Here is a 20,479-nt window from a genome sequence, read left to right as displayed (position 1 = left end):
ATTGATCGTTTCATTTTCTTCTCCCATCCAGACTTTAACTGTCGGTTTTGGAATTTCACCAAATCAGTCCTTTAATGAAAAAGGAGTCGCGGACTATAACCGCCGGTAGGGAATTTCACCCTGCCCCGAAGAAAACTTATGCTAAGTTTTACTGTATGTCTTGTTTACTTGTTTTTAATTCATTAATTAGTATTTAACGCACAGGCTGCTAATTTCGGGAAGTTTTTTGAAATGGGAAATGATTTTTGAAATTAATTAAGAGTATCAGGATGTTTTACCGGTATATTTTATATAGAGAAATGCACGCAATTACAACTCCGGAAAGAAGTATCAATGAACGGATCCAATTCATGTGGCTCCATTCTTTCCACGTTTGCAAAGCAATTTTGGGATCGACAGGTTTTTGTCCGAAAAGAATATTGTTTCTCGGAAAGAAATACATTACTGTAAATACATCAGCAAGAACAAAAAGGATGAATGCCGAAATTATATACCCCCGGATCTGAGGATATGGATTCCACAAAAAAATGATCACCGCTAATCCGATGAGGTGGTGGAGAGGTCCTGTTATTTTAAAGAAATTTGCCGGTGTTTTCTGCTGAAAATAATTTTTTGCCGTTTCAAGGGAATCGGGAATGTTTCTACCCCAGTTCGGGGCATCGACAAGGGAATTGTAAAGGTTAACAAATAATATTCCGCTTCCGATCATGATGTAGAGATATAAAATAAAAAGCTTCATAATAAAGTATGGTATTATGAAACAAAATTATTTCATAGAGGACATTGAAAATTGTATAAATCGGTCCTTTTTGAATGGAAAAGATTTTTTTTTAGGACAGATCATCCTATAAGGAACGCTACTACTTTTCGATTGCTAATTAAAGAATGCTTACAAATGGTATTTCATAGGGTAGAACTTGTTTCTGTAGCGCGTTCTGTGCTCTAAAATTACAATCCATTCAAGACTTTATTTGAATGGATTGTTAGTGATCTTTTAGTATTAATTTTGATGCTCAGTTTGTTTGTTCCAATATATTTTCCAAGAGTATATTAAATTCCTGAGGCTTTTCAAGCATAGGGTAGTGGCCTACATCACTTATATTTACATAATCGAAATCCTGTAAGTATTGGCGGTTGGCATCAGCATTTGTAGGTGAAGCATCGGAGTTGATTGCTCTTACGGGCACTTTAATCTGCGATGCGGCTTTCCGGAAATCGGTTTTGTATAAGGGAATGAGCAGTTCTATTGCCATCTCTCCCGTATTCTGAAGAAATTCTTTTTGTACTCTTTCCTTTACTGTTTCCGGAGTTTTTTCCACAAAAAGGAATTGGGGAAGAATATTTTCGACCGCATTTTTAAAATCATTCCGGTAATGAACAAATAGAACCTCTTCCACCTGTTCCATTGGGAAAGTTTCGTCCAGGTTTTTTATGGTATCCACCAAAATCACTGACTTTAAATTGGGAATTTTCAGGGCAGCTTCCAGAACATACGCTCCCGACATTGAGTGGCCAACTAATATAATGTCTTTTGAATCGATCTGGCTGGCAACGGCTTTAATATCTTCTGCATATTGCTCACTCGACCAGTTTTTTCTGGATTTGTCAGATTTTCCATGGCCTGCAAGGTCCATCTGAACAATACGGTATTTATTTTTAAAATATTCCTTCTGGTTTTCCCACCATTCCGCATTTCCCAGCCATCCGTGAACCAGGATTAAGGCTGTATCTCCGGTGCCTGTTTCTTTGTAATGAATTTTTTGTCCATCCGATGATGATGCATATTTTTCCATATTATGGGTTTGTGATTTTATAAATTTTATTTGAAGTCAACAACTTTCTGATGATTTCCATTGTAATGTATTGACAGTTTATTAATGGTAATATATTTCCAAATACTATCCGATATTACCGGTCCAATATAGGCAGATAGTTTCTCCATGGGCCAACGTCATACTTGTATTGTTTTGCCATTACCCTTGATATTTGTGCAATATGGCCAAGATCATGAGCAACCCATGTTGATAACAACTGTCTTAAAGTTGTATCACCAAATGCCGGGTGAATTCCGGTTTTGTCAAGATCTTCATCAGTTATATTCTTAGATTGTAAAGTGATGAGGTTTTTCTTTCTCAGATCACGGAACTCTGTCAGTAATTGGGATAGTGTTTTGCCTTTGCTCTCTTCAAACTGTGCAAATCTGTCAAACGGAGTAAAAGTTTTCTCCGGTCCGTCAGATAGGGTTATTTCTGCCCGGATCATCCAATCTGTTTTTTCTCCGTGGATCAAGTGGCCGATTATATCAAAAGGGCTCCATGTTTCTTCTCCTTCGTTGGTATAGATCCATTCATCACTTAATCCCTCCAGTAATGAGGTTAAAACATCGGGGGTACGTTCAAGAATTTCTGTTGCTTTATCTAAATTGAATGACATAATAATTTTAAATATGCTAAGGTTGAAATTATTGCTGATCTTTATAAATATTCCAGTAATTATAATCTGTCATGGGGGCGTCTGTGATACCTATGTTCCTTCCCATGGTTACAATCTGTCCTCTATGGTAAGTTCCATGGATAACTGCATGCTGGATATACTCATATTTAGAGAAATCACATTGAAACCATTGAGACTCTATTTTTACATTTTTTGCTAAATCCTCTTCGGATAGGCTTTCTACATAATCTACAAGTTTCTGAGAGTTATTTTTGATTGCACTGAAAACTTCATCTTTAGTATTGGTGTTGGAAATTTTAGCGAAATCAAAGTCATTATTTTCATTGATATGGCTCCACCAATATTCCTGAGTTTGCCAGATATGATGCAGGGTCTTCAGGATGGTAGGGAAACTGGAAATCGTTTCCTGATTAAGCTGTTCATCCGATTTGGTAGAAAGCCAGTCAATATATTTGTTCACCACCCAGTTGTTGTACTGAACACTTTTCGTGACTAATGTTTTTAAGCTCATAATTATTGTTTTATTGTTATGGTGTTTTTTTACTGTATAATTAAGCACTAAAAATAAGTAAAATACTGATTGAATTTTTTCAAATTGAAAAACCGGTTAAAAAACCGGTTCCATTTTTATGATAGCTAAAAAGTAATGTTACTTAAGTTGGGCAAATTGTACCTGAAATTCATTCGCACTCACCAATCCCATTGCAAAATCATATTGAAGCAATTCGTATTTTTCATTTTTTGTTAACGGACGATTGTGAATCTTGTTCATTATCTGCTCTTCATCAGACAATATTCCTATAATATTGTTTTTTTGCTGAAAGGCTTTAAAATATCTGATGCCCAATTTTCTTTGAGAAACAGCATCAAAGTGGATATTGTCCGGATTACCTGTTAAACCTTCTGCAGATACAAAATAGGCATGCTCGTTATCTTTCGCATATTGAACTAAAGCCTCATTAATTTTACTGTATTCACTAAAGTATTGTCCATACATACCTTCCGTTAAAAAGCTTCCTAATCCTCCAACGATCAATGGAATTTCCGGAGTATTAAGCTCTTCTCTCAAAGTATTTATGATGTAGCTTAATTTTTCGGTATATGACCTGTATTTTTGTCCATGACTGTCACTTTCCCCCTGATGCCAAAGAATGCCACTTAATGTGCTGATTTTTTGTGCCGCTTTAGCTTGAAAAATAGCATTTTGAAATAATGCTCCCTCCACTGACCAGTCATCCAGGCTTGTTCCGCCATCAGCACAAGGAATCAATCCGATATCATCTTCCTGATTATGGAATAACCGCCATGATGAAGCAAATGTTGTAGCCAGGCTGATTCCTGAAGTTGGTCTGTCAAAATTGATAGGTTCTGCCATCATTTGCCACCTCCCATTTCTTAGCATTTTAATTTTTTCATCAAGGATTGGAGGAACATCTTTTAGAAATCCACGTCCGGCCATATTAGACTGACCTATCATTAAAAATGAATGTGTCATTGTAATTATTATTTGATTTAATTATTTTTTTAAAGCTTTACACACTTTATGAAAAGTTGTCCATACCATTTCATCTGTGAGAGCAAAAGGTAATCCGCTGATGCTTTTTCCCTGTTGATGAAAACGTAGTAAATTATACAGAGGAGCAAATGCAATTGACCAATAAATTTCAAATGGGGTATCATCAATCTCTCCCCGCTGTATCGTATTTGAAATAAAGTTCAAAAGGTTATTTTTAAATTCACTCATAAACATTCCCGGTTTCTCATTAAACATTTGAGCAAATTGCTGACTGTAATGAGAATTATTGATTTGCTCAAAGAAGGGTAGGAGCAAAGGGTTTTTAATAGCATAGTTGTATCTGTTTGCCCATTGTACGCGCAACCCTTCTTCCAGACTGGATTTAGGATCGAATCCTTCATTGATGAGGGTTTCCATTTTGTTTCCTTCCTCAATAACCAATTTTACAATGAGATCATCTTTATCTTTATAATATACATAAGGTGTTCCCACAGAAATGTTGCATGCTTTTGCGAGTTTATTAATTGTAAAGCCGTCCAATCCATCTTGTACAATAATTTCTATTGCTTTTTGTTTAATTGTATTTTCTTTAGTAAGATCCCTGTTTCTCATTTTATTTATTTTCAGCTCATTATAATTAAATGAATATTCATTTAATTATAATGCAAATGTAGATTATTTTATGGAGAAATTAAAATTTTATAGTAGCTTAAAGTGGAGTTAAGACTTTTAAGATAATTATTTTCTTAAAATTTTGTCCATTGCTTTTCCCTTGGCGAGCTCATCAATCAGCTTGTCGAGATAACGGATTTTTCTCATGAGGTCATCTTCAATATCTTCCACACGGTATCCGCAAATAACTCCTTTTATCAAAGTAACACTGGGATTAATTTGTGGGGCTTGTTCGAAAAAATCCCTGAAATTAGTTTTATTCTTAATTATTTCCTGAAGATCTTTTTCAGTATAGCCCGTCAGCCAAAAAATAATTTCATGTACTTCTTCTTTTGTGCGCCCTTTCTTTTCTGCTTTGGTAATATAGTGAGGATAAACCCCGGCGAACGACATGTTGTAAACCCTTTCGTAATTTGTGTTTTCCATCTTTTTGTTTTATTGATTCATCAATGAGCTTATTTCTTATTGGCTTTTTATGCTGTCAAGTTTTTGGGCAATAGCCGAAATATTTCCTCCTCCGCATGAAGAATGGAGGACTTTGCCATCTATGCCAATAAGTACTTTTGCCGGATTGCAAAATACATTATAATTTAATTTCTCAGATTTATTGTACGACTTTGTATTGTCAATTTGTTCAAAAAGAACATTCGAGTGGGCAAGGTAATCTTTAAACTCTTTTTCATTTTCCACAAACCCTTCTACAATACCAATAAAATGAGCTTCCTTATTGTATTTACTGTATAAAGCATTAAATTCTTCCGCCATATCATAGGATTCGCTCTTTTTCAGATAAGATTTATCGTAAATAAAAATAACAAGGTTTTTCCCCAGGTAATCCCGTGAATTAAAAGAAGTCCCACTGATCGTTTTAGCTGAAAAAGGTATGGGCTTTGAACCCACAAACAGATCGATCTGATTTTTCTTCATGGCCTTTGCCTCTTCCTGGAACTCTTTAAAAATCCTTTCTTTTTTTGCTTCCTTGCTTTCACAGGATAGCATTAATAAAATAACTGATACTGCTACAATATTTTTCATAGTACATTTTGTGATTGATGATGCTTTGATAAATATACGTGAAAATCAGGAGATCAAAGATGCCGGGATATATTTATCCATGTGATGTTATTATTTCTTATTTCTTATTTTACAACTATATCTTCCGTTCGTATAGCTTTGCTTTTTCAAGCCCGTAATTATTGATCCTAAGAGTCGGTGCATTTGAATCCCAATCCGGAAGGTTTTGCTCGAGCATGTGCGTCAGTTTTGTGATTCCGGGTATTTCCTGATCGAATTCATACTGATTTTTGTCGGTTATGATTTCAAGGCCTGTCTGTCTGTCGTCAAAAAAAGGGATGCTGAATGAATAGACAGAAACAATTTCATCCCATCGGATAAATTCTGGCTGATTTTTGTGCTTATGGTAAAAACCATCTGCAGTGTATTTAAAATTCCCATCTAATTTCTCTAATCTGTCGGTTTCCTTTTCAATTGATTCATAATCTGTCTTAGTGTCAGAAGAATATATTTTAGCAATGGAAAAACAAAGAACTGTAAAACAGGAAAAAATGATAAAATAAGATATCCCTTCACTGTCAAAAACCGGATAATACATATAAACCCACAGTACAACAAGACAGCACATGATGATTATTGTTTTCATGAAAGCGGAGAATTTAAAGAGGTTGTGTAATTACTGTTTAGACTTTAGCTGGAATACATTTCCTTCAGGATCAGTTCCGTCACATAACCAATAATCATAGTTTTCAAAGGTTTTAATTTCTTTCATCAGGATATTTTTCGATACGAACTCATCTCTTGCCTGTTCGATGTCTGTGTCAATTTCAAAAACGATCTTTGTATTATTATCGAATTGATGACCTGCATTAATTTTTTCCAGATAACGGTCTCCAATTTTATGAAATCCGATTTGGACCGATCCTGCATTAAGGAGCAGCCAGCTGGCGTCTTCCTCAATCACTGGGAGATTAAAATTTTCAGTATAAAATTTTTTTATCAATGGAATGTTCTGAACATATAAGATCAAGGTATCAAATTTTACATTCATTGGTCTCTTTTTAACAACGATAAATATAACAAAAAACCACTCCTGAAAATAGAATGGTTTTTTTTTGATATAAAATATCCATGAAAGCCGGATGGTTTATGGCTTCATATTCTCCATAAAAGTTAAGGTATCAAAATACAGGGTTAGAGATTGTAATTTCCCATTTTTCACGGTCCAGTTTTCAGAAACATTACCATTAATTTTAGCACCGTTCGGGAATTGGAAATCATAATTTCCGATGACACTGGCTTTATCATCTTCAATTACCATTTGTTTCACTCTCATGGCTTCAAAACGTTGTGAAAACCGCTTTATAATTTCAATATAAGCCTGCTTTCCAACAACAGGAGTTGTGTTGGTCATGTCACCGCCTGTATATTCGAAATCGTCGGCTAATGTACTTTCCCAATTGGCTTTTGCTGCAAATCCCTTGTAATAAGTTTCAAGAAGTTGCCTTGTGTTTGTTTGATTTTCCATTGTATTAAAATTTGTGATTATCTTTGTTGTTGCAAAATGCAATAACAAAGATATAAAAGTTATTGCATTTTGCAATAACTTATTTTTATATGGATAAACAGAGATCAGATTGCCCAATTAGTTGTTCCCTTGATATTTTCGGGGATAAGTGGTCACTTTTAATCATCAGGGATGTTATGCTGAGAGGTAAAATGTCGTACAGCGAATTTTTACATTCTGAAGAGCGGATAGCATCAAATATACTGGTTAACAGATTGAGTGTTCTGGAAGCAGAGAAAATCCTTGTTAAGGAAGTATCACCGCTCAACAAATCAAAATTTATCTACAGCCTCACAAAAAAAGGGGCAGATTTGTTACCAATCGTCATTGAACTGATGGATTGGGGAGCAAAATACAATGCCAACTGCCCGCGAAAAGAGCTGGGGAAAAAAATCCAACAGGACAAAATAGGTGTTATCCGCGAGTTAAGTGATGACCTGAAGTCAAAGATCAAGTAGTGCTGCTTGTCAGTTTATAATTTCTGCATCAGGGTTCTCACGGATTTTTGCAATGTTTTCACGCCATCTCTGAAGTTCATCATCTGTTAGTTTGATCCATTCTTTTACTTCGCCGATAATCTTTAAAGGTTCCTTGCTGCGGTAAGAACGGGTAGGATTACCTGGAAATTTTTTGTCTGTTACATTAGGGTCGTTTTCAAATTCACCGGTTGGCTCCACAATGTATATCCTTTCACTACCATCTCCATTTGCCAATGCGGCGGCAAGTCCTGCTCCGTTTTTTAAAGCGGTAAAATAAATGTGATTCATAATAATTTCCGGATAGTAATTAGATGCGAATCCGGCGGTCAGCAGGTCTCCAGTTTTCAGATCCGCCTTTGTTCCATGATAAAACGGCCCTTTGTCTAAAACTTTATTTTCAGGTTCTTTATTATTCATTTCCATGATACTCATATTTTACTTAAGATTTTATTTTTTCAATTTTGGTATTCATTATTTCCAGGGCACTCCGGAAATATTTTTCCAGGGTTTTTAATTCTTCCGGTGAAAAAGAGGCAAAAAGCTGATCTGTATTATCCTGGAAATCCTGATATTGAGGAATAATAAGTTGGGCTATTCTGGCGTTGTCCGGGACAATGATTATTTTTCGCCTGTCATCCTTATCCGGTTGGCGGCGGACGAGTTTTTTCTTTTCAAACCTGTCGATCAGGCCCGTGATGGCACCTGTTGTCAATCCTGTGATGACAGCCAGTTCTCCGGCAGTCATTGATCCCTTTTGCACAAGAAATCCCAGATACTTATGATCGGTTCCGCTAAGGCCTATTTTTCTACCGATACTTTCGTGCATTTGGATCGAAGTATAGGCAAACTGTTGACTAAGTTTTCTCAGTTGAATTGCTTCTTCACTAATTTCCATTATTCTTATTTGCTAAATATCTTAGTTACAAAGATAAATTAATTTTGTAAATAAAAAAACCACTTTGAAAAAACAAGGCGGTTTTAGATTGAATAAATAATCCTCTTTGAAGTCTGAAGACTTAAGAGCATTGTATGAACATTAATTTACGGGGCAAAATTGGAAGTGGTTGATATAGTGATTGGTTCTGAAACTGATTTGATAGTTTCAATATCCTTTATAACCGTCAGGAATTCCTTTTTTATCAGAAAATATTGTCTATGGAGAAAGTAAGGAAGTATGTTTATTGCCGTTATTAATAGTTGCAAATTAGCCGTGATATACTGATCGCTGCTGAAATAGACGAGTTCATTCTCGATGTAATACTTAAGATCTTTTAAGGTTTGTTCTTCAATATCATCAACTACTTGTGTATTCTCTAAATATGGGAGAATTTCATTTTTTAATTTTGTTTCAAGAGGTTTCAGGTTGGTAAAATTCTTTTTGATTTGTTCAAATTGAGTTTTTTCATTAATAAATGATGTTGCATTGATTAATTCAGAATATAAGATATATTTATCTTCATATTTACCATCATATTCTTCAAAATTACGGTAGCCATTTTCAAATTCATTTTTTCTGTTAAGAACAGTGGAAGATTTCAGGAAGTAGGTGTAAATATCCGAGTCATTCTGGTGGATTTGTTGTTTGATTTCAGAGATGGTATCATTCAATTGTGGAACAAGTTTTCCTGCTTCTCCGGAATTATATTTTTTCCCGTCATAATCAAAAGTCTTTAGAATGATTTCTTTTTTAGCGATGGCTTCTATTGTTTTTTTATCATTTTCCAAAGCAAGCAAAGTATAAACAAGTTCTACTTTGTCTTTTGAAAAAAGCTCTTCGAAAGAAAGATTGTCATTGGAATTTTCCGTAACAGTGAAATCAGGGTTTTTATTATCATAATAACCATTGAAGATTTTATCAAAGGAATCTCTGTTATATTGTTCTTCAAATTCTGTAGTAAATGTTTCAAAATTAAGTTCGGTTCTTTCCTTCTGGTACTTTACTCTGGAAAAAAGTTTTGCGGTCAACTTTTCTTCTGTTTTTTCAAAATCCCTGAAAAGGTTTTTAGCCGGTGTACTCTCATTATCTTTTATGATATTAAGATTTCTAAGCCTTATGATTCTGTCTTCGTTGGAGGGATGTGAAGCCCACTGATTTTCAATATTCAGTTTTGACTTGTTGAAAAGTCCGGATTCAGAAAGTTTTACATAAGGAAGCCCATATTGGGTTTCGAGTTCACTTTGTTTTGCGAGGAAATTCATTACAAAAAATTGTTCTTTGTAAATATTTGGACTTGCCTGGTTCTTTGAAACCTTTGCGTCATAAAAATTGATAACATTCTGGTATGAATTATGAGCCAGTTCCATTCTTAATAAAGACTCCTCCAAAGCCAGTGATCCTGCAATATTCGCGGCTACTTCATCTGCATGAAACTCCATCTCTCTTGAAAGTGCCATATGTCTGATGTTCACAAAAGAATACATTTTGGTGAGCACCCACTGGATTTTATTTGTGATAAAAAGTGCTAATGCTGCAAAAATTGAGAAGTAACCACTCATATTTGCCCATTTCTCAATAGAGTTACGGTACGATTCATCATCATTAACCAGATTAAAGATAATTTGATTCACATTATACACATAACTTCCAACTTTCATCGAGCGTTGGGAAAAATGCCCAAACTCATGGGAAAGGACAGCTTTCAATTCCTGTTTTGTCGAAGTATTAATCAGCCCAAGTCCGATGGTCAGATTTTTCTTAATAGGATAGAACATACTCCAAAAGCTGGAGTCATAGAAAACACTTGCATTGACATCGTATGCTAAATATATTTTTTTAGGAAAATCAGTTTCAGCCTCCTTTACAATTTCATCGATCATTTTAAAAAGCTCAGGTTCATCTGATCTTCTGATTTCAGTCAGAAAGCTTCTGTCGTTAATGTGTTTCTTAAATAAAAATTTAATAATAAAAAAGAATACGAAAACTCCTGTGCCTGCAAGCCCTGCTCCCAGCATGATGGTAATAAACATGGGTTTTACAGCAATTAATCCGATCCCTCCGATAATGCATCCTACTGCCAAGGCTATGGTAAAAAGGAACATGAGAAGATATATGAGGATGAATACAACAATGGCTGAAACAGCAGATTTACTTTTCTTTTTGAAATCCTCAGAAACCTGAATGTACATGATAATAATTTATTTGCAATAATACATTCATAAATTTAAAAGGACAAGAAAAACTGTTCTGAAAATCAGGATGATTAATGAGATCGGGTTTTTTAAGCAGTATCTTTTTTTATATAATCCTTCTTATTTTTTTGTAGCGAAAATTATGGTCTTTATTGTGTTGTAGGAGTAATTCAATCGTTTTATTTCTGAGCTGTCCTTTATTACCTTAACGTTGTTTATCTTATCCCTCTGAATAAGATCTGTCAGCCTTTTGAGATCAGATTCTTTTTGATTTATAAGCACTAAGGTGTGTTTATTTTGCCTTTTAAGTTCCTTCAAAAACGAAAGCATGCGCTCATTTTCTGCATGATTGGTACTATAATCAACAATAGGCTGAGTCGTTGTTTTATTGCAACTTGCTAATACGAGCATTAAAATAATTGTAAAATATTTCATAGTGATAAAGTATGAATAGCCAGGAATTCAATTAATTAAATTTTTTAAGATAGCTTCTTTTATTTTTCCACCTGGTACCAAAAAACAAAAATTTCTTTTGGGTACCATATACTTTTGCTTTTTTAACGAGTCCTGTATTATTAATCCTATAAGAAAACAATTTGTTTCCTTTAATTTTATATTTTAAATGATAATTAATATTGTTATCAGTTTTTAAATCATAATTATGATAATTACCCGACAATATATCTGTTATTGCTAATGAATCAATTTCGGATTCTACCTCTCCTTTATTCTTATTGAATCTTAAATAAAGATCGTTTCCTTTTACCTCATAAACGCCGGTAAGTTCAGTGTGCTGCAAATCTCCGGAAAACTCATAGTTAAATGTATTATAATCCTTTAATTCAACTGTTGTAGTAAAGAAACCTAATACAATGCTCTTAATTGTTTTTTTAATTGTTTGCACTATTAATGTTCAGAATAAATTTCTCTATTTACTATTTTAATGGCATTTTCAAATCGAGAGGTTTTCAGCAAAGATCCATTATCTCACAATTTTAATGCTTTCTAACTCCCCTTTTTCATTTTTAAAACGGAAAATATAATTTCCCTTTCGGAACTTTGATAAATCTATATTTTGATTATAGTTGGTAAAACCTTTAGAGATTAATTTTCCATCTATTGAGAAAATGGAGTATTCAAATTGATTGCTATTATTTTTATTACTGATTATAAAGCCGTCTCTATAAGAATTGACATAGGCTTTTGTTTTCAATGCCTGATCTTCCGCAGGTGTATCTCCAGAAAGTATATTTTCACTAATATCTGCCACTTGTATGCTTTTAATAGCTGAACTGGTTAGAGACGTTGTACTTCCACCGATTATATATAATTTATTATTATATACTTCCGCTGTAGCATGTCTTCTCGGAATCATATTGGAGGATAACCGATGGATTTTATTGGTTGTCGTGTCAAAATAGGCAATGAAATTTTGATAATTATAGCCCCCAACAATAAAAATTTTATTGCCGGATACAGCTAGTGAATGTCCGGATATACCAACAGGCATCGTATATTGATCGATCCAACGGTTAGTCTTGAGATCGTAAACATTGATCAGGCGGGATGGAGTGCCATTAAAACCGCCAATTACATACAGCTTATCATTAACAATTTTCCCCTTTGTTTCCCTGGCCGTAGGCATATTGGGTAATGAATTCCAGGTGTTTGAAGCAATATCATAATACTGGAATTTATTAGAAAATACAGTGGTTGCGGCTCCGTTTAATCCGCTGCCACCAAACACATATATTTTGCCATTATAGATTGCAGAACCTGAATTTCCTGTATAGGAACGATTGGTCGCACCCTTCGTGATGGTATTGGTGTCAAGATCTACAATTTCAAGATGGCTATTTCCCCAACCGTTAAAAATATAAATTTTATTATTGTAAGTTTCTGAATTAGCAAATCTTTTAGGAAGTAGGGTAGAATTGAAAACACTCCATTTGTTATCGGTAATATTGTATTTCTCAATATACTTGGCATCGCTTGCTTTTTCCTGATACCCATTGCTTACATAAATATTATCATTCACGATTACACTGGTTATAGCACCTCTGCCAATGGACATATTCCTGAGATTTTTAAAATTGAGCATTTGTGCATGCGTTAGCAATGAGCCAAAAAATGAAAGAAGTAATAATTTTGTTTTCATGCTATGAAGTTAATTAATAATCAACATATATTTTTTCCAAATTCGACATCATAAATAAGAAACCATCAATCTCATCTTTTGAAGGTTCTTTTGCATACTGTTTCCTTATTTGTCTAATTTCCTCTTTTGATAATTCTTTTGTGTTTTCATGGGATAGATCCCATTCTTTGTCTTCTTTGTGACGCTTGAGATAGTTTTTATATTCAATTCTATATTCCTCGGTTTTTTGAAATGCTTTGAACTGATTTATTTTAAACTTTATGTAATCCTCTTTTTGTAACTCTTTGCTTTTGATTAAAATATCATTACTTAAAGTAAGAATCAGATAACTTGAATAGTAGCTTGAAAAACCAAAATTATCAGAATCAATAAAATCTCCATTCGGTACGGTAAGAATTCCTGAATAATTCAATTTAGTTTTTTTATCAGGAAAGATTTTATTGAATACAGAAATTTGTGTTTCTGAATCACTGTCCGGATCTGCTATTGTAAGATCAATCAGGAATAACTCATTATCTATTATTTCAAAATAGGCAATATACCCACGATGGTTTGAGGTAGTCATTAAAAATGTTTCATCTCCGTTTTCATTCTTTCTTACAAACTTTTCTCCATAAACAGGATGATCTTCTGGATGTTTCACAAAATATCCTTCTAAAGGATCATTCAGTAATTTATGGTTTTTTCCGTCTATTGTGATAAAATTAGACTGCTGGCCAGTTGCAAAAATTTTTATAGATATGATTAGAAATAGAACTAAAAATTTGAATTTCATAAGTCTGGGGTAAGAGTAAATGTATTAGAATGGCAGAGTTGTTTTCGGGATGGTTGCAGCCTTTTACGTCATAAAAGTATTAGTTACCCTTTTTACTTCCCAGCTTCCATCTTTTTGCTTTTCCAGCAGATAACCAAAACCAATTACAAAAGAAGTGTCATGATACTTATATTCTATGTAAGCAAATCTATCATTGAAATATAACGGATTTGAGAATTGATACAGTTTTATAGGATGATCAACCTCTTCCTTATGAGCAAGCCTTATATTGGAATTTATTTTATCATCAATCTTCAAAGAATCCAGGATATATTTATTTTGTATTAATAAATGCAGCGAATCAGATTTTCTTTCTCCTGATTTACTATTTTTTAAATCAAGTAAGTGAACAACACTTTTATTAAAAAACGGTGGCGGTCCCGGCTCTTCTCCCAGCATTTCTTTTGGACTGGGAGTGTAGATTTTTAATTGTAGCAATTTAGGATCAACTAAATAGGGATTCTCTTTTGAAGGATTACGATTGGATTCGTATTTCAAAACAGCACTCACTATTTTGTTTAGTTCTGTTTCTTCTTGTTTTTTACTTTTGGAGCAGCTCACCGTAAAAAGAACAACAATTAACACCCAAAATATTTTTCTCATTCCATTAATCTTCAGGTTATGTATATTTAATGTGGTTTCGAAACAAATATAAGTAAAGTTGCGGGAGAAGCTGCTTTTTCAAGGACAACTCTCGTTACTTTAGTTGGGTCAATGATCCTTGCTTCAAGAATGTGAACATACTCTTCTATAGAGAAAATGAATGCAAAGACTTATTATTTATGGTGCTTTTATTATTCAAAGGGTTCCCAACTTTTATAGTCAAACCATTGTTCTTTATTACGTTTAATTTTTTTAATAATTCTTTTTGAAGGTCTGCTTGACCTTTTGGTTTTTGGATCATATATCATATCTCCATCATTGTCATAATAGATGATTCCTTTTTTGTCGCAAGTTTCAATGATTTTTACTTTAATGAGAAAGTCCTTTTCATTACGTTCGGTAATTATTCCTGTTGCAATACAAATATCATTATCATATTTATCTTCCTGTTCCTTACTCACAAATCCTTTTTGATAGTTGAACTTAATTGTATCACCAATTTTATATTTTGAAAAGCTTTCTGTTTTTCCTTTCAATTCGGTCTTTTTAGCATTCTCCCAATAATCCTGATAGTATTTTACCTGCTCTTCGAGCCTAATCTCTCTATTGTTTAAATGTCTGTGATAACTTACCAAAATAATTCCCGACATATTATCCGGATGATAAATATTTAAATCATTAAAATATTTTGATAGTCTTGAGCCTCCCCAAAGCTGCCAGTTATTCCTCATCCACATTCCAAATCCTAAATGAACTTTACCGGTAAACTCTTTTTCTTCCAAGGTTTTAACTTTTGCTTTTATACTATCATTCCAAAATGTATTGATCTGAGCAAAGCAATCCTCCAAGTCTTTGGGAATGTAAACTTTGTCAATGGTGTCTGTAATATATTTTATCTTGTTTTTATCATCTAGTTGTTTTTGAAGTTTAATATACTTGTTAAGAATATCTTTTTCTTTGATTTTACCATTTACAAGATATTGCTTAAAACTATATAGCAAGACTTGAGAGTGATGATCAAAAATTCCTTTTTTATCTAAATATTTAGTGATTTTTGGATTACCATTTTCACTTGTCCAATTAAAAATTGTTTCATAGTTTTTATACGGTTTTGTTTTTGCAAATGGATAAACAGTATAAATTAAACTGTCTTGATGAGTATTTTTAATTTGTATTTTAATACTATCCGGGCAGTCTTTATCTAAATACATTACAACTTGTTTTAAGTTTTTGGGTAATTTATTTTGGGCAAATACCTGTAATTGTGCTAAAAATAGAATAATGCTTATGAGGAATATTTTTTTCATGATATTGTAGATGGTCCAAATCTACGAATTACAGAAATATTATGTACGTTTAATTATACTAACAATGTTATTTTCGAGAAACAAAAAACCGTTCTACAAAGTAGAACGATGTATATAAATTGTCCAATATAATTTTATCTGTAAGAAAGAAATTTTAATCCCTTTCCATTATCCGGTACCAGTTTTTTTCTAATTTCCAATTATATTCTGGTTTTACTTTTATTAGTTCTTCATATTGCTTTTGTGTCTCCTTATCATTTGTGAATATAAAATAAGTTTGTGGTGATTCGAAAAAGCCACGAGAAATCCAAAATTTGATAGTTTTTGTGCCTTCAGTTTTATTCTGATAAATCCAAATATCATTTCCTCCATTTGAAATAATCGGGAAGTCAAATGAAAGTTTATAGATACCATTATTCGTTTTTGTATTTGGTTTCAATTTTTCTGTCAAAACTTCTTTTACTATTTGATTGCGCTTATTATATGAAATACGCCAGTCAATTTTTTCAATAATGGAGTTTGGGATTTTGTTGAAATTGTAAGACGTTAGAACTAATAAAATTAATGTTACTGAAAGATTTACTATTCTATTTGTCTTTATGTACTTTCTTTCCCTAATTAATTTTATTATTTGTCTTACTGTTAAAATTAGCAAGATTATACATACTAAAAACCAAGAAAAGGGTTGAATAAAATAGGGAAGATAAAAGTAGTCGACAAAAACAAAAACTAACCAGATTATTACCAAGATTACTATTTTTTTTATCATTCAATTCATTATTAAGTTTTGTCTGTCATTGGTTCATCGGATTGCCACTAAGATCCAAATTTACATATTACATCCATATACCATGTATACAATTGCAAATAAAATTTCAATGAGAAGTTCCTTGGATTTTCTGTATAAAAAAACCGCCCTACAAAGTAGAACGGTTAGTATATTAAATTGTCTCAACGACACGTTGTTACATCATTCCTGGCATTCCACCTCCCATTGGCATAGCAGGTTCGTCTTTTTTCACTTCAGTGATTACACACTCAGTTGTTAAAAGCATTCCAGATACAGAAGCTGCATTTTCAAGGGCAACTCTTGTTACTTTCGTAGGGTCGATGATTCCTGCTTCAAGCATGTTTACATACTCGTCAGTTTTAGCATTGTATCCGAAGTCTCCGGAACCTTCTGCTACTTTAGCAACGATTACAGAACCTTCACCCCCTGCGTTGGCAACGATTTGTCTTAATGGCTCTTCGATCGCTCTTTTTACGATTTTGATCCCTGTAGTTTCGTCAGCGTTGATTCCTGAAAGGTTTTCTAAAGCGGAGATGGCTCTTACTAAAGCAACACCACCACCAGCTACGATACCTTCTTCAACAGCTGCTCTTGTAGCGTGAAGTGCATCATCAACTCTGTCTTTTTTCTCTTTCATTTCCACTTCAGAAGCTGCTCCTACGTAAAGAACTGCAACACCACCAGCTAACTTAGCTAATCTTTCCTGAAGTTTCTCTCTGTCGTAGTCAGAAGTTGTAGTTTCCATCTGAGCTTTGATCTGAGCTACTCTTCCTTTAATTTTCGCTTCGTCACCACCACCGTTTACGATTGTTGTGTTGTCTTTATCGATTGTTACTTTCTCAGCAGTTCCCAACATATCTAGAGAGATGTTTTCCATAGTGAAACCTTGCTCCTCAGAAATTACCTGACCACCTGTAAGGATCGCGATATCTTCTAACATTGCTTTTCTTCTGTCTCCGAATCCAGGAGCTTTTACAGCAGCAATTTTAAGAGAACCTCTTAGTTTGTTTACCACTAAAGTTGCTAAAGCTTCGCCTTCCACTTCCTCAGAGATAATCAATAGAGACTTACCACCTTGTGCGATTGGCTCAAGAACAGGAAGCAATTCTTTCATTGAAGAGATTTTCTTCTCTACTAAAAGGATATATGGGTTTTCTACTTCAGCTACCATTTTCTCAGGGTTAGTCACGAAGTAAGGAGACTGGTATCCTCTGTCGAACTGCATACCTTCTACAACATCTACCGTTGTATCGATACCTTTAGCTTCTTCTACAGTGATTACACCTTCTTTACCTACTTTTCCGAAAGCTTCAGCGATCAAAGCACCGATAGTTTCGTCGTTGTTGGCAGATACAGAAGCAACCTGCTTCACTTTATCTGTAGAATCTCCCACTTCCTGAGACTGGGATTTTAGGTTTTCAACAACTGCAGTTACTGCTTTGTCGATCCCTCTTTTAAGATCCATTGGGTTGGCACCTGCAGCTACGTTCTTAAGACCTTCTCTTACGATAGCCTGTGCCAATACAGTAGCGGTAGTTGTACCATCTCCTGCAATATCATTAGTTTTGGAAGCTACTTCTTTTACCATTTGAGCTCCCATATTTTCTACCTTGTCTTCAAGTTCGATTTCTTTCGCTACAGAAACACCATCCTTCGTTACGTGTGGAGCACCGAAAGATTTTTCGATCACTACGTTTCTACCTTTTGGTCCTAAAGTTACCTTTACTGCATTTGCTAATGCATCAACCCCTCTTTTTAAAGCGTCTCTTGACTCGATATCGAATTTTATTTCTTTTGCCATTTTATTTAGATATTAGATGTTAGACGTCAGATGTTAGACGCCAAGCATTATTTGAAAATTATTTTTTATTCAGTTTTAAATCTGAAATCTGGTGTCTTATATCTGGAATCTTATCCGATAATTCCCAGTAAGTCTCCTTCTTTTACGATTAAGTAATCTTTTCCTTCCAATTTCAATTCGGAACCTGAATATTTTCCATAAAGAACTTTGTCACCTACTTTCACAGTTGTAGGCTCATCTTTTTTTCCAGGACCTACTGCTACTACTGTACCTTCTTGTGGTTTTTCTTTTGCTGTGTCCGGAATAATAATACCTGAAGCTGTTTTAGTTTCTGCAGCGATGGGTTCGATCAAAACTCTGTCTGCTAATGGTTTAAAGTTTACTGACATAATATATCTGTTTTTTTAATTATTTCTGCTTTCAAATTCTCTAAATGTGTGCCAAATGAGGTTGGTACTTGTCAGGCGATGCTTCATGGTTAAAAATGGCAGAATTTTATTTTTGGTGTGAAATTTTGGCAGATTAAAAAAATAAAGCCGGAAAAATTCCGGCTTACTTTACTGATCAATTTATGAGACTAAGGACAATATTGTCCCGGTCCGATCCATAATGTACATTTTCCGTTTTCATCACGTTCGCAGCAAACAAGTCTTGCAGCTCCACCGTGGATGGTTTTCTGAGCATCTCTGCTTAATAATTTAGCATTTTTCATAAGTTAATATTTTGTTTTTCTGATGTTCCTGAACATTTATTGTCAATCAGGAGTTTTTGACATGATCAAATATAAGCTTTTTATTCAATCAAAATGATGTTGTTTGTAGATAGTTTTTGGTATTTTGTATTTTGATAACCAGTGGATTATACTGTAAAGGGCAGCAGGGTTAATACTGTGCAAAAACAGGGATATTACTATGGTATTTGGTGATGCATTCCTTCAACTTTGTGAGACCAAATATCATAAAAACTGAAACAATGGAAAAATTAAAAAAAATCTTTCGGGATGCTCCGGCTGATTCACCGGTTCCCCGGGAATTGCTATTGGAGTATGAGAATCCGCTTCCGACTAAAGAACCGGATCGCAATTTATTTATTACGGATTCTGCCAAAAACTTCAGACTAACCGGAAAAAAAGACTCAGCAAAAATCTCAGTATCAAAGCTGAACCGGGAATTTTACCAGCTGGACCAGATTTCACCTTTTGACTGGGGTATTCCCGGGAAATCCGAAGAGATCATTACCGTAGAAAAGCTTCGTGCTACAATTAAAACTAAGAAAATAAAAGTGACCGAAGCTGAAGCTTTTGTGCCGGAAACTCATATACTGGGACTTCATCCTAAAGTGGTTTTTCCGAATACGAAGTCTGTGAAGAGAAACCGTTTGAACAGATTGGTTACGAAAAGTGCCAATCACGTAACTATTTTCGGAAATGATGACAGGGTAAATATTTATCCTAATACCTATCCGGAATGCTGTGTGTGCAGGGTAGAAGTATATACCAAATTAACCAGTGCCTCATCATGGAATTATCAGGGCAGGGGAACCGGATTTATGGTAGGCAGAAAAATTCTAATGACCTCCGGACATATGAGGCCTCAAAAGCCTTATGCATCATGGATGATCAAAGTGATTCCTGCATATTACGATGGACGATCCATTTATGGAAATTCATTTTATACTTATGGAGAAAGCTATGTGGCTTACCAAAGTGACGTGGGAAATGATATTATGGTGGTGAAACTGTATGATAATATCGGAGATACAACAGGTTATTTCGGGGCAAAAAGTTATAACGACGATTGGGAAGATATGAATGTGTGGACCATGACGGGATATCCTTATGATAAAGGAGAAAACCGACCTACTTATCAGAGCAGCATCAGTGTTGTGGATGATGATGACGGAGATGATGTAAAGCTTCCGGATGGAAATAGTGTGGATAGTACACAGATAGAAAGCTATGCAGACGAGGCAAGTGGTGCATCTGGATCACCGTTATATAGCTGGTTCACCAATGGACAGATGTATGCCATAGGCGTTCATCATGGCAATGAAACCGACTGGGAACTTTTCGGATCTGATCTTCATTCTGTGGCTTCAGGGGGAGATATGTTGCCGGCACTTGTGATCTGGGCAAGAAATAATTGGGGAAATTGAAAGAATCAGCTTGAAAAAACA

At 34.4% G+C, this 20,479-nt stretch carries 25 protein-coding genes and 1 riboswitch; of the genes, 2 read left to right on the top strand and 23 right to left on the bottom strand.

Annotated elements, in window-relative coordinates; genetic code table 11:
* Positions 1 to 11: 11 nt before the first annotated feature.
* Positions 12 to 137, bottom strand: a riboswitch (FMN riboswitch).
* Positions 138 to 274: 137 nt separating this feature from the next.
* The 11 genes from ACNFU2_RS11005 to ACNFU2_RS10955 form a co-directional block, all read right to left on the bottom strand.
* On the bottom strand, positions 275 to 739 hold the full coding sequence (locus ACNFU2_RS11005; RefSeq protein WP_273649521.1) for a DUF1772 domain-containing protein: 465 nt from the start codon (positions 737 to 739) through the stop codon (positions 275 to 277).
* A gap of 274 nt (positions 740 to 1,013) precedes the next feature.
* Entirely contained in the window at positions 1,014 to 1,793 is a 780-nt protein-coding gene (locus tag ACNFU2_RS11000) for an alpha/beta fold hydrolase (RefSeq protein WP_273649519.1), read from the bottom strand.
* Positions 1,794 to 1,908: 115 nt separating this feature from the next.
* A complete protein-coding gene (locus tag ACNFU2_RS10995) occupies positions 1,909 to 2,433 on the bottom strand; it encodes a DinB family protein (protein ID WP_273649517.1) in 525 nt (174 codons plus the stop codon).
* 28 nt (positions 2,434 to 2,461) lie between these two features.
* Entirely contained in the window at positions 2,462 to 2,965 is a 504-nt protein-coding gene (locus tag ACNFU2_RS10990; RefSeq protein ID WP_273649515.1) for a DinB family protein, read from the bottom strand.
* A 138-nt stretch (positions 2,966 to 3,103) separates the two neighbouring features.
* Entirely contained in the window at positions 3,104 to 3,949 is an 846-nt protein-coding gene (locus tag ACNFU2_RS10985) for a sialate O-acetylesterase (protein ID WP_273649513.1), read from the bottom strand.
* 21 nt (positions 3,950 to 3,970) lie between these two features.
* Positions 3,971 to 4,582, bottom strand: coding sequence for a TetR/AcrR family transcriptional regulator (locus ACNFU2_RS10980; protein WP_273649511.1), 612 nt, complete (start codon positions 4,580 to 4,582; stop codon positions 3,971 to 3,973).
* A gap of 126 nt (positions 4,583 to 4,708) precedes the next feature.
* Positions 4,709 to 5,068 (bottom strand): DUF2200 domain-containing protein, encoded by a 360-nt coding sequence (locus tag ACNFU2_RS10975; protein ID WP_273649510.1) that lies wholly within the window; start codon positions 5,066 to 5,068, stop codon positions 4,709 to 4,711.
* 36 nt (positions 5,069 to 5,104) lie between these two features.
* Positions 5,105 to 5,677 carry a peroxiredoxin family protein gene (locus tag ACNFU2_RS10970; protein WP_273649508.1) on the bottom strand — a complete coding sequence of 191 codons (573 nt, stop codon included), beginning with the start codon at positions 5,675 to 5,677 and terminating at the stop codon, positions 5,105 to 5,107.
* Positions 5,678 to 5,792: 115 nt separating this feature from the next.
* On the bottom strand, positions 5,793 to 6,302 hold the full coding sequence (locus ACNFU2_RS10965) for a hypothetical protein (RefSeq protein ID WP_273649506.1): 510 nt from the start codon (positions 6,300 to 6,302) through the stop codon (positions 5,793 to 5,795).
* A gap of 30 nt (positions 6,303 to 6,332) precedes the next feature.
* Positions 6,333 to 6,707: a VOC family protein gene (locus ACNFU2_RS10960; RefSeq protein ID WP_273649504.1), complete on the bottom strand. Its 375-nt coding sequence runs from the start codon at positions 6,705 to 6,707 to the stop codon at positions 6,333 to 6,335.
* 96 nt (positions 6,708 to 6,803) lie between these two features.
* Positions 6,804 to 7,184 (bottom strand): nuclear transport factor 2 family protein, encoded by a 381-nt coding sequence (locus ACNFU2_RS10955; protein WP_273649502.1) that lies wholly within the window; start codon positions 7,182 to 7,184, stop codon positions 6,804 to 6,806.
* Between the two features lie 89 nt (positions 7,185 to 7,273).
* On the opposite strand from ACNFU2_RS10955, the gene ACNFU2_RS10950 reads away from it, so the two are divergent.
* A complete protein-coding gene (locus ACNFU2_RS10950) occupies positions 7,274 to 7,681 on the top strand; it encodes a winged helix-turn-helix transcriptional regulator (protein ID WP_273649500.1) in 408 nt (135 codons plus the stop codon).
* Between the two features lie 9 nt (positions 7,682 to 7,690).
* Here the strand turns inward: ACNFU2_RS10950 and arr are convergent, their stop codons facing one another.
* The 12 genes from arr to ACNFU2_RS10890 form a co-directional block, all read right to left on the bottom strand.
* Positions 7,691 to 8,125 carry an NAD(+)--rifampin ADP-ribosyltransferase gene (arr, locus tag ACNFU2_RS10945; protein WP_228456995.1) on the bottom strand — a complete coding sequence of 145 codons (435 nt, stop codon included), beginning with the start codon at positions 8,123 to 8,125 and terminating at the stop codon, positions 7,691 to 7,693.
* A 16-nt stretch (positions 8,126 to 8,141) separates the two neighbouring features.
* Positions 8,142 to 8,597 (bottom strand): MarR family winged helix-turn-helix transcriptional regulator, encoded by a 456-nt coding sequence (locus ACNFU2_RS10940; protein ID WP_306614175.1) that lies wholly within the window; start codon positions 8,595 to 8,597, stop codon positions 8,142 to 8,144.
* Between the two features lie 146 nt (positions 8,598 to 8,743).
* Positions 8,744 to 10,828: a M48 family metallopeptidase gene (locus ACNFU2_RS10935; protein WP_306614173.1), complete on the bottom strand. Its 2,085-nt coding sequence runs from the start codon at positions 10,826 to 10,828 to the stop codon at positions 8,744 to 8,746.
* A 469-nt stretch (positions 10,829 to 11,297) separates the two neighbouring features.
* Positions 11,298 to 11,735 (bottom strand): hypothetical protein, encoded by a 438-nt coding sequence (locus ACNFU2_RS10930; RefSeq protein WP_306614171.1) that lies wholly within the window; start codon positions 11,733 to 11,735, stop codon positions 11,298 to 11,300.
* 78 nt (positions 11,736 to 11,813) lie between these two features.
* Positions 11,814 to 12,989 carry a T9SS C-terminal target domain-containing protein gene (locus ACNFU2_RS10925; protein WP_306614169.1) on the bottom strand — a complete coding sequence of 392 codons (1,176 nt, stop codon included), beginning with the start codon at positions 12,987 to 12,989 and terminating at the stop codon, positions 11,814 to 11,816.
* A gap of 13 nt (positions 12,990 to 13,002) precedes the next feature.
* The gene (locus ACNFU2_RS10920) at positions 13,003 to 13,764 is read right to left on the bottom strand and encodes a hypothetical protein (protein ID WP_273649490.1); all 762 of its coding nucleotides are present in this window, start codon (positions 13,762 to 13,764) and stop codon (positions 13,003 to 13,005) included.
* Between the two features lie 63 nt (positions 13,765 to 13,827).
* The gene (locus tag ACNFU2_RS10915) at positions 13,828 to 14,406 is read right to left on the bottom strand and encodes a hypothetical protein (protein ID WP_273649488.1); all 579 of its coding nucleotides are present in this window, start codon (positions 14,404 to 14,406) and stop codon (positions 13,828 to 13,830) included.
* A gap of 191 nt (positions 14,407 to 14,597) precedes the next feature.
* Positions 14,598 to 15,713, bottom strand: a complete 1,116-nt coding sequence (locus ACNFU2_RS10910; RefSeq protein ID WP_273649486.1) for a DUF6794 domain-containing protein — start codon at positions 15,711 to 15,713, stop codon at positions 14,598 to 14,600.
* 154 nt (positions 15,714 to 15,867) lie between these two features.
* Complete coding sequence (locus ACNFU2_RS10905) at positions 15,868 to 16,482, bottom strand: hypothetical protein (RefSeq protein ID WP_273649484.1); 615 nt, start codon at positions 16,480 to 16,482, stop codon at positions 15,868 to 15,870.
* A gap of 196 nt (positions 16,483 to 16,678) precedes the next feature.
* Positions 16,679 to 18,304, bottom strand: coding sequence for a chaperonin GroEL (groL, locus tag ACNFU2_RS10900; RefSeq protein ID WP_172280536.1), 1,626 nt, complete (start codon positions 18,302 to 18,304; stop codon positions 16,679 to 16,681).
* 110 nt (positions 18,305 to 18,414) lie between these two features.
* Complete coding sequence (locus ACNFU2_RS10895) at positions 18,415 to 18,693, bottom strand: co-chaperone GroES (RefSeq protein WP_029295711.1); 279 nt, start codon at positions 18,691 to 18,693, stop codon at positions 18,415 to 18,417.
* Between the two features lie 188 nt (positions 18,694 to 18,881).
* Positions 18,882 to 19,016 (bottom strand): hypothetical protein, encoded by a 135-nt coding sequence (locus ACNFU2_RS10890; protein WP_262888827.1) that lies wholly within the window; start codon positions 19,014 to 19,016, stop codon positions 18,882 to 18,884.
* A 260-nt stretch (positions 19,017 to 19,276) separates the two neighbouring features.
* On the opposite strand from ACNFU2_RS10890, the gene ACNFU2_RS10885 reads away from it, so the two are divergent.
* Complete coding sequence (locus ACNFU2_RS10885) at positions 19,277 to 20,458, top strand: trypsin-like serine peptidase (RefSeq protein ID WP_273649483.1); 1,182 nt, start codon at positions 19,277 to 19,279, stop codon at positions 20,456 to 20,458.
* The last annotated feature ends 21 nt before the right edge of the window (positions 20,459 to 20,479 follow it).

Origin of the sequence: Chryseobacterium sp. PTM-20240506 (assembly GCF_048296755.1) — a bacterium.
Classification (GTDB): Bacteria; Bacteroidota; Bacteroidia; order Flavobacteriales; family Weeksellaceae; genus Chryseobacterium; species Chryseobacterium proteolyticum.
The sequence above is the reverse complement of the archived record's forward strand: the minus strand, read 5'-3'. Positions and strand labels throughout refer to the sequence as shown.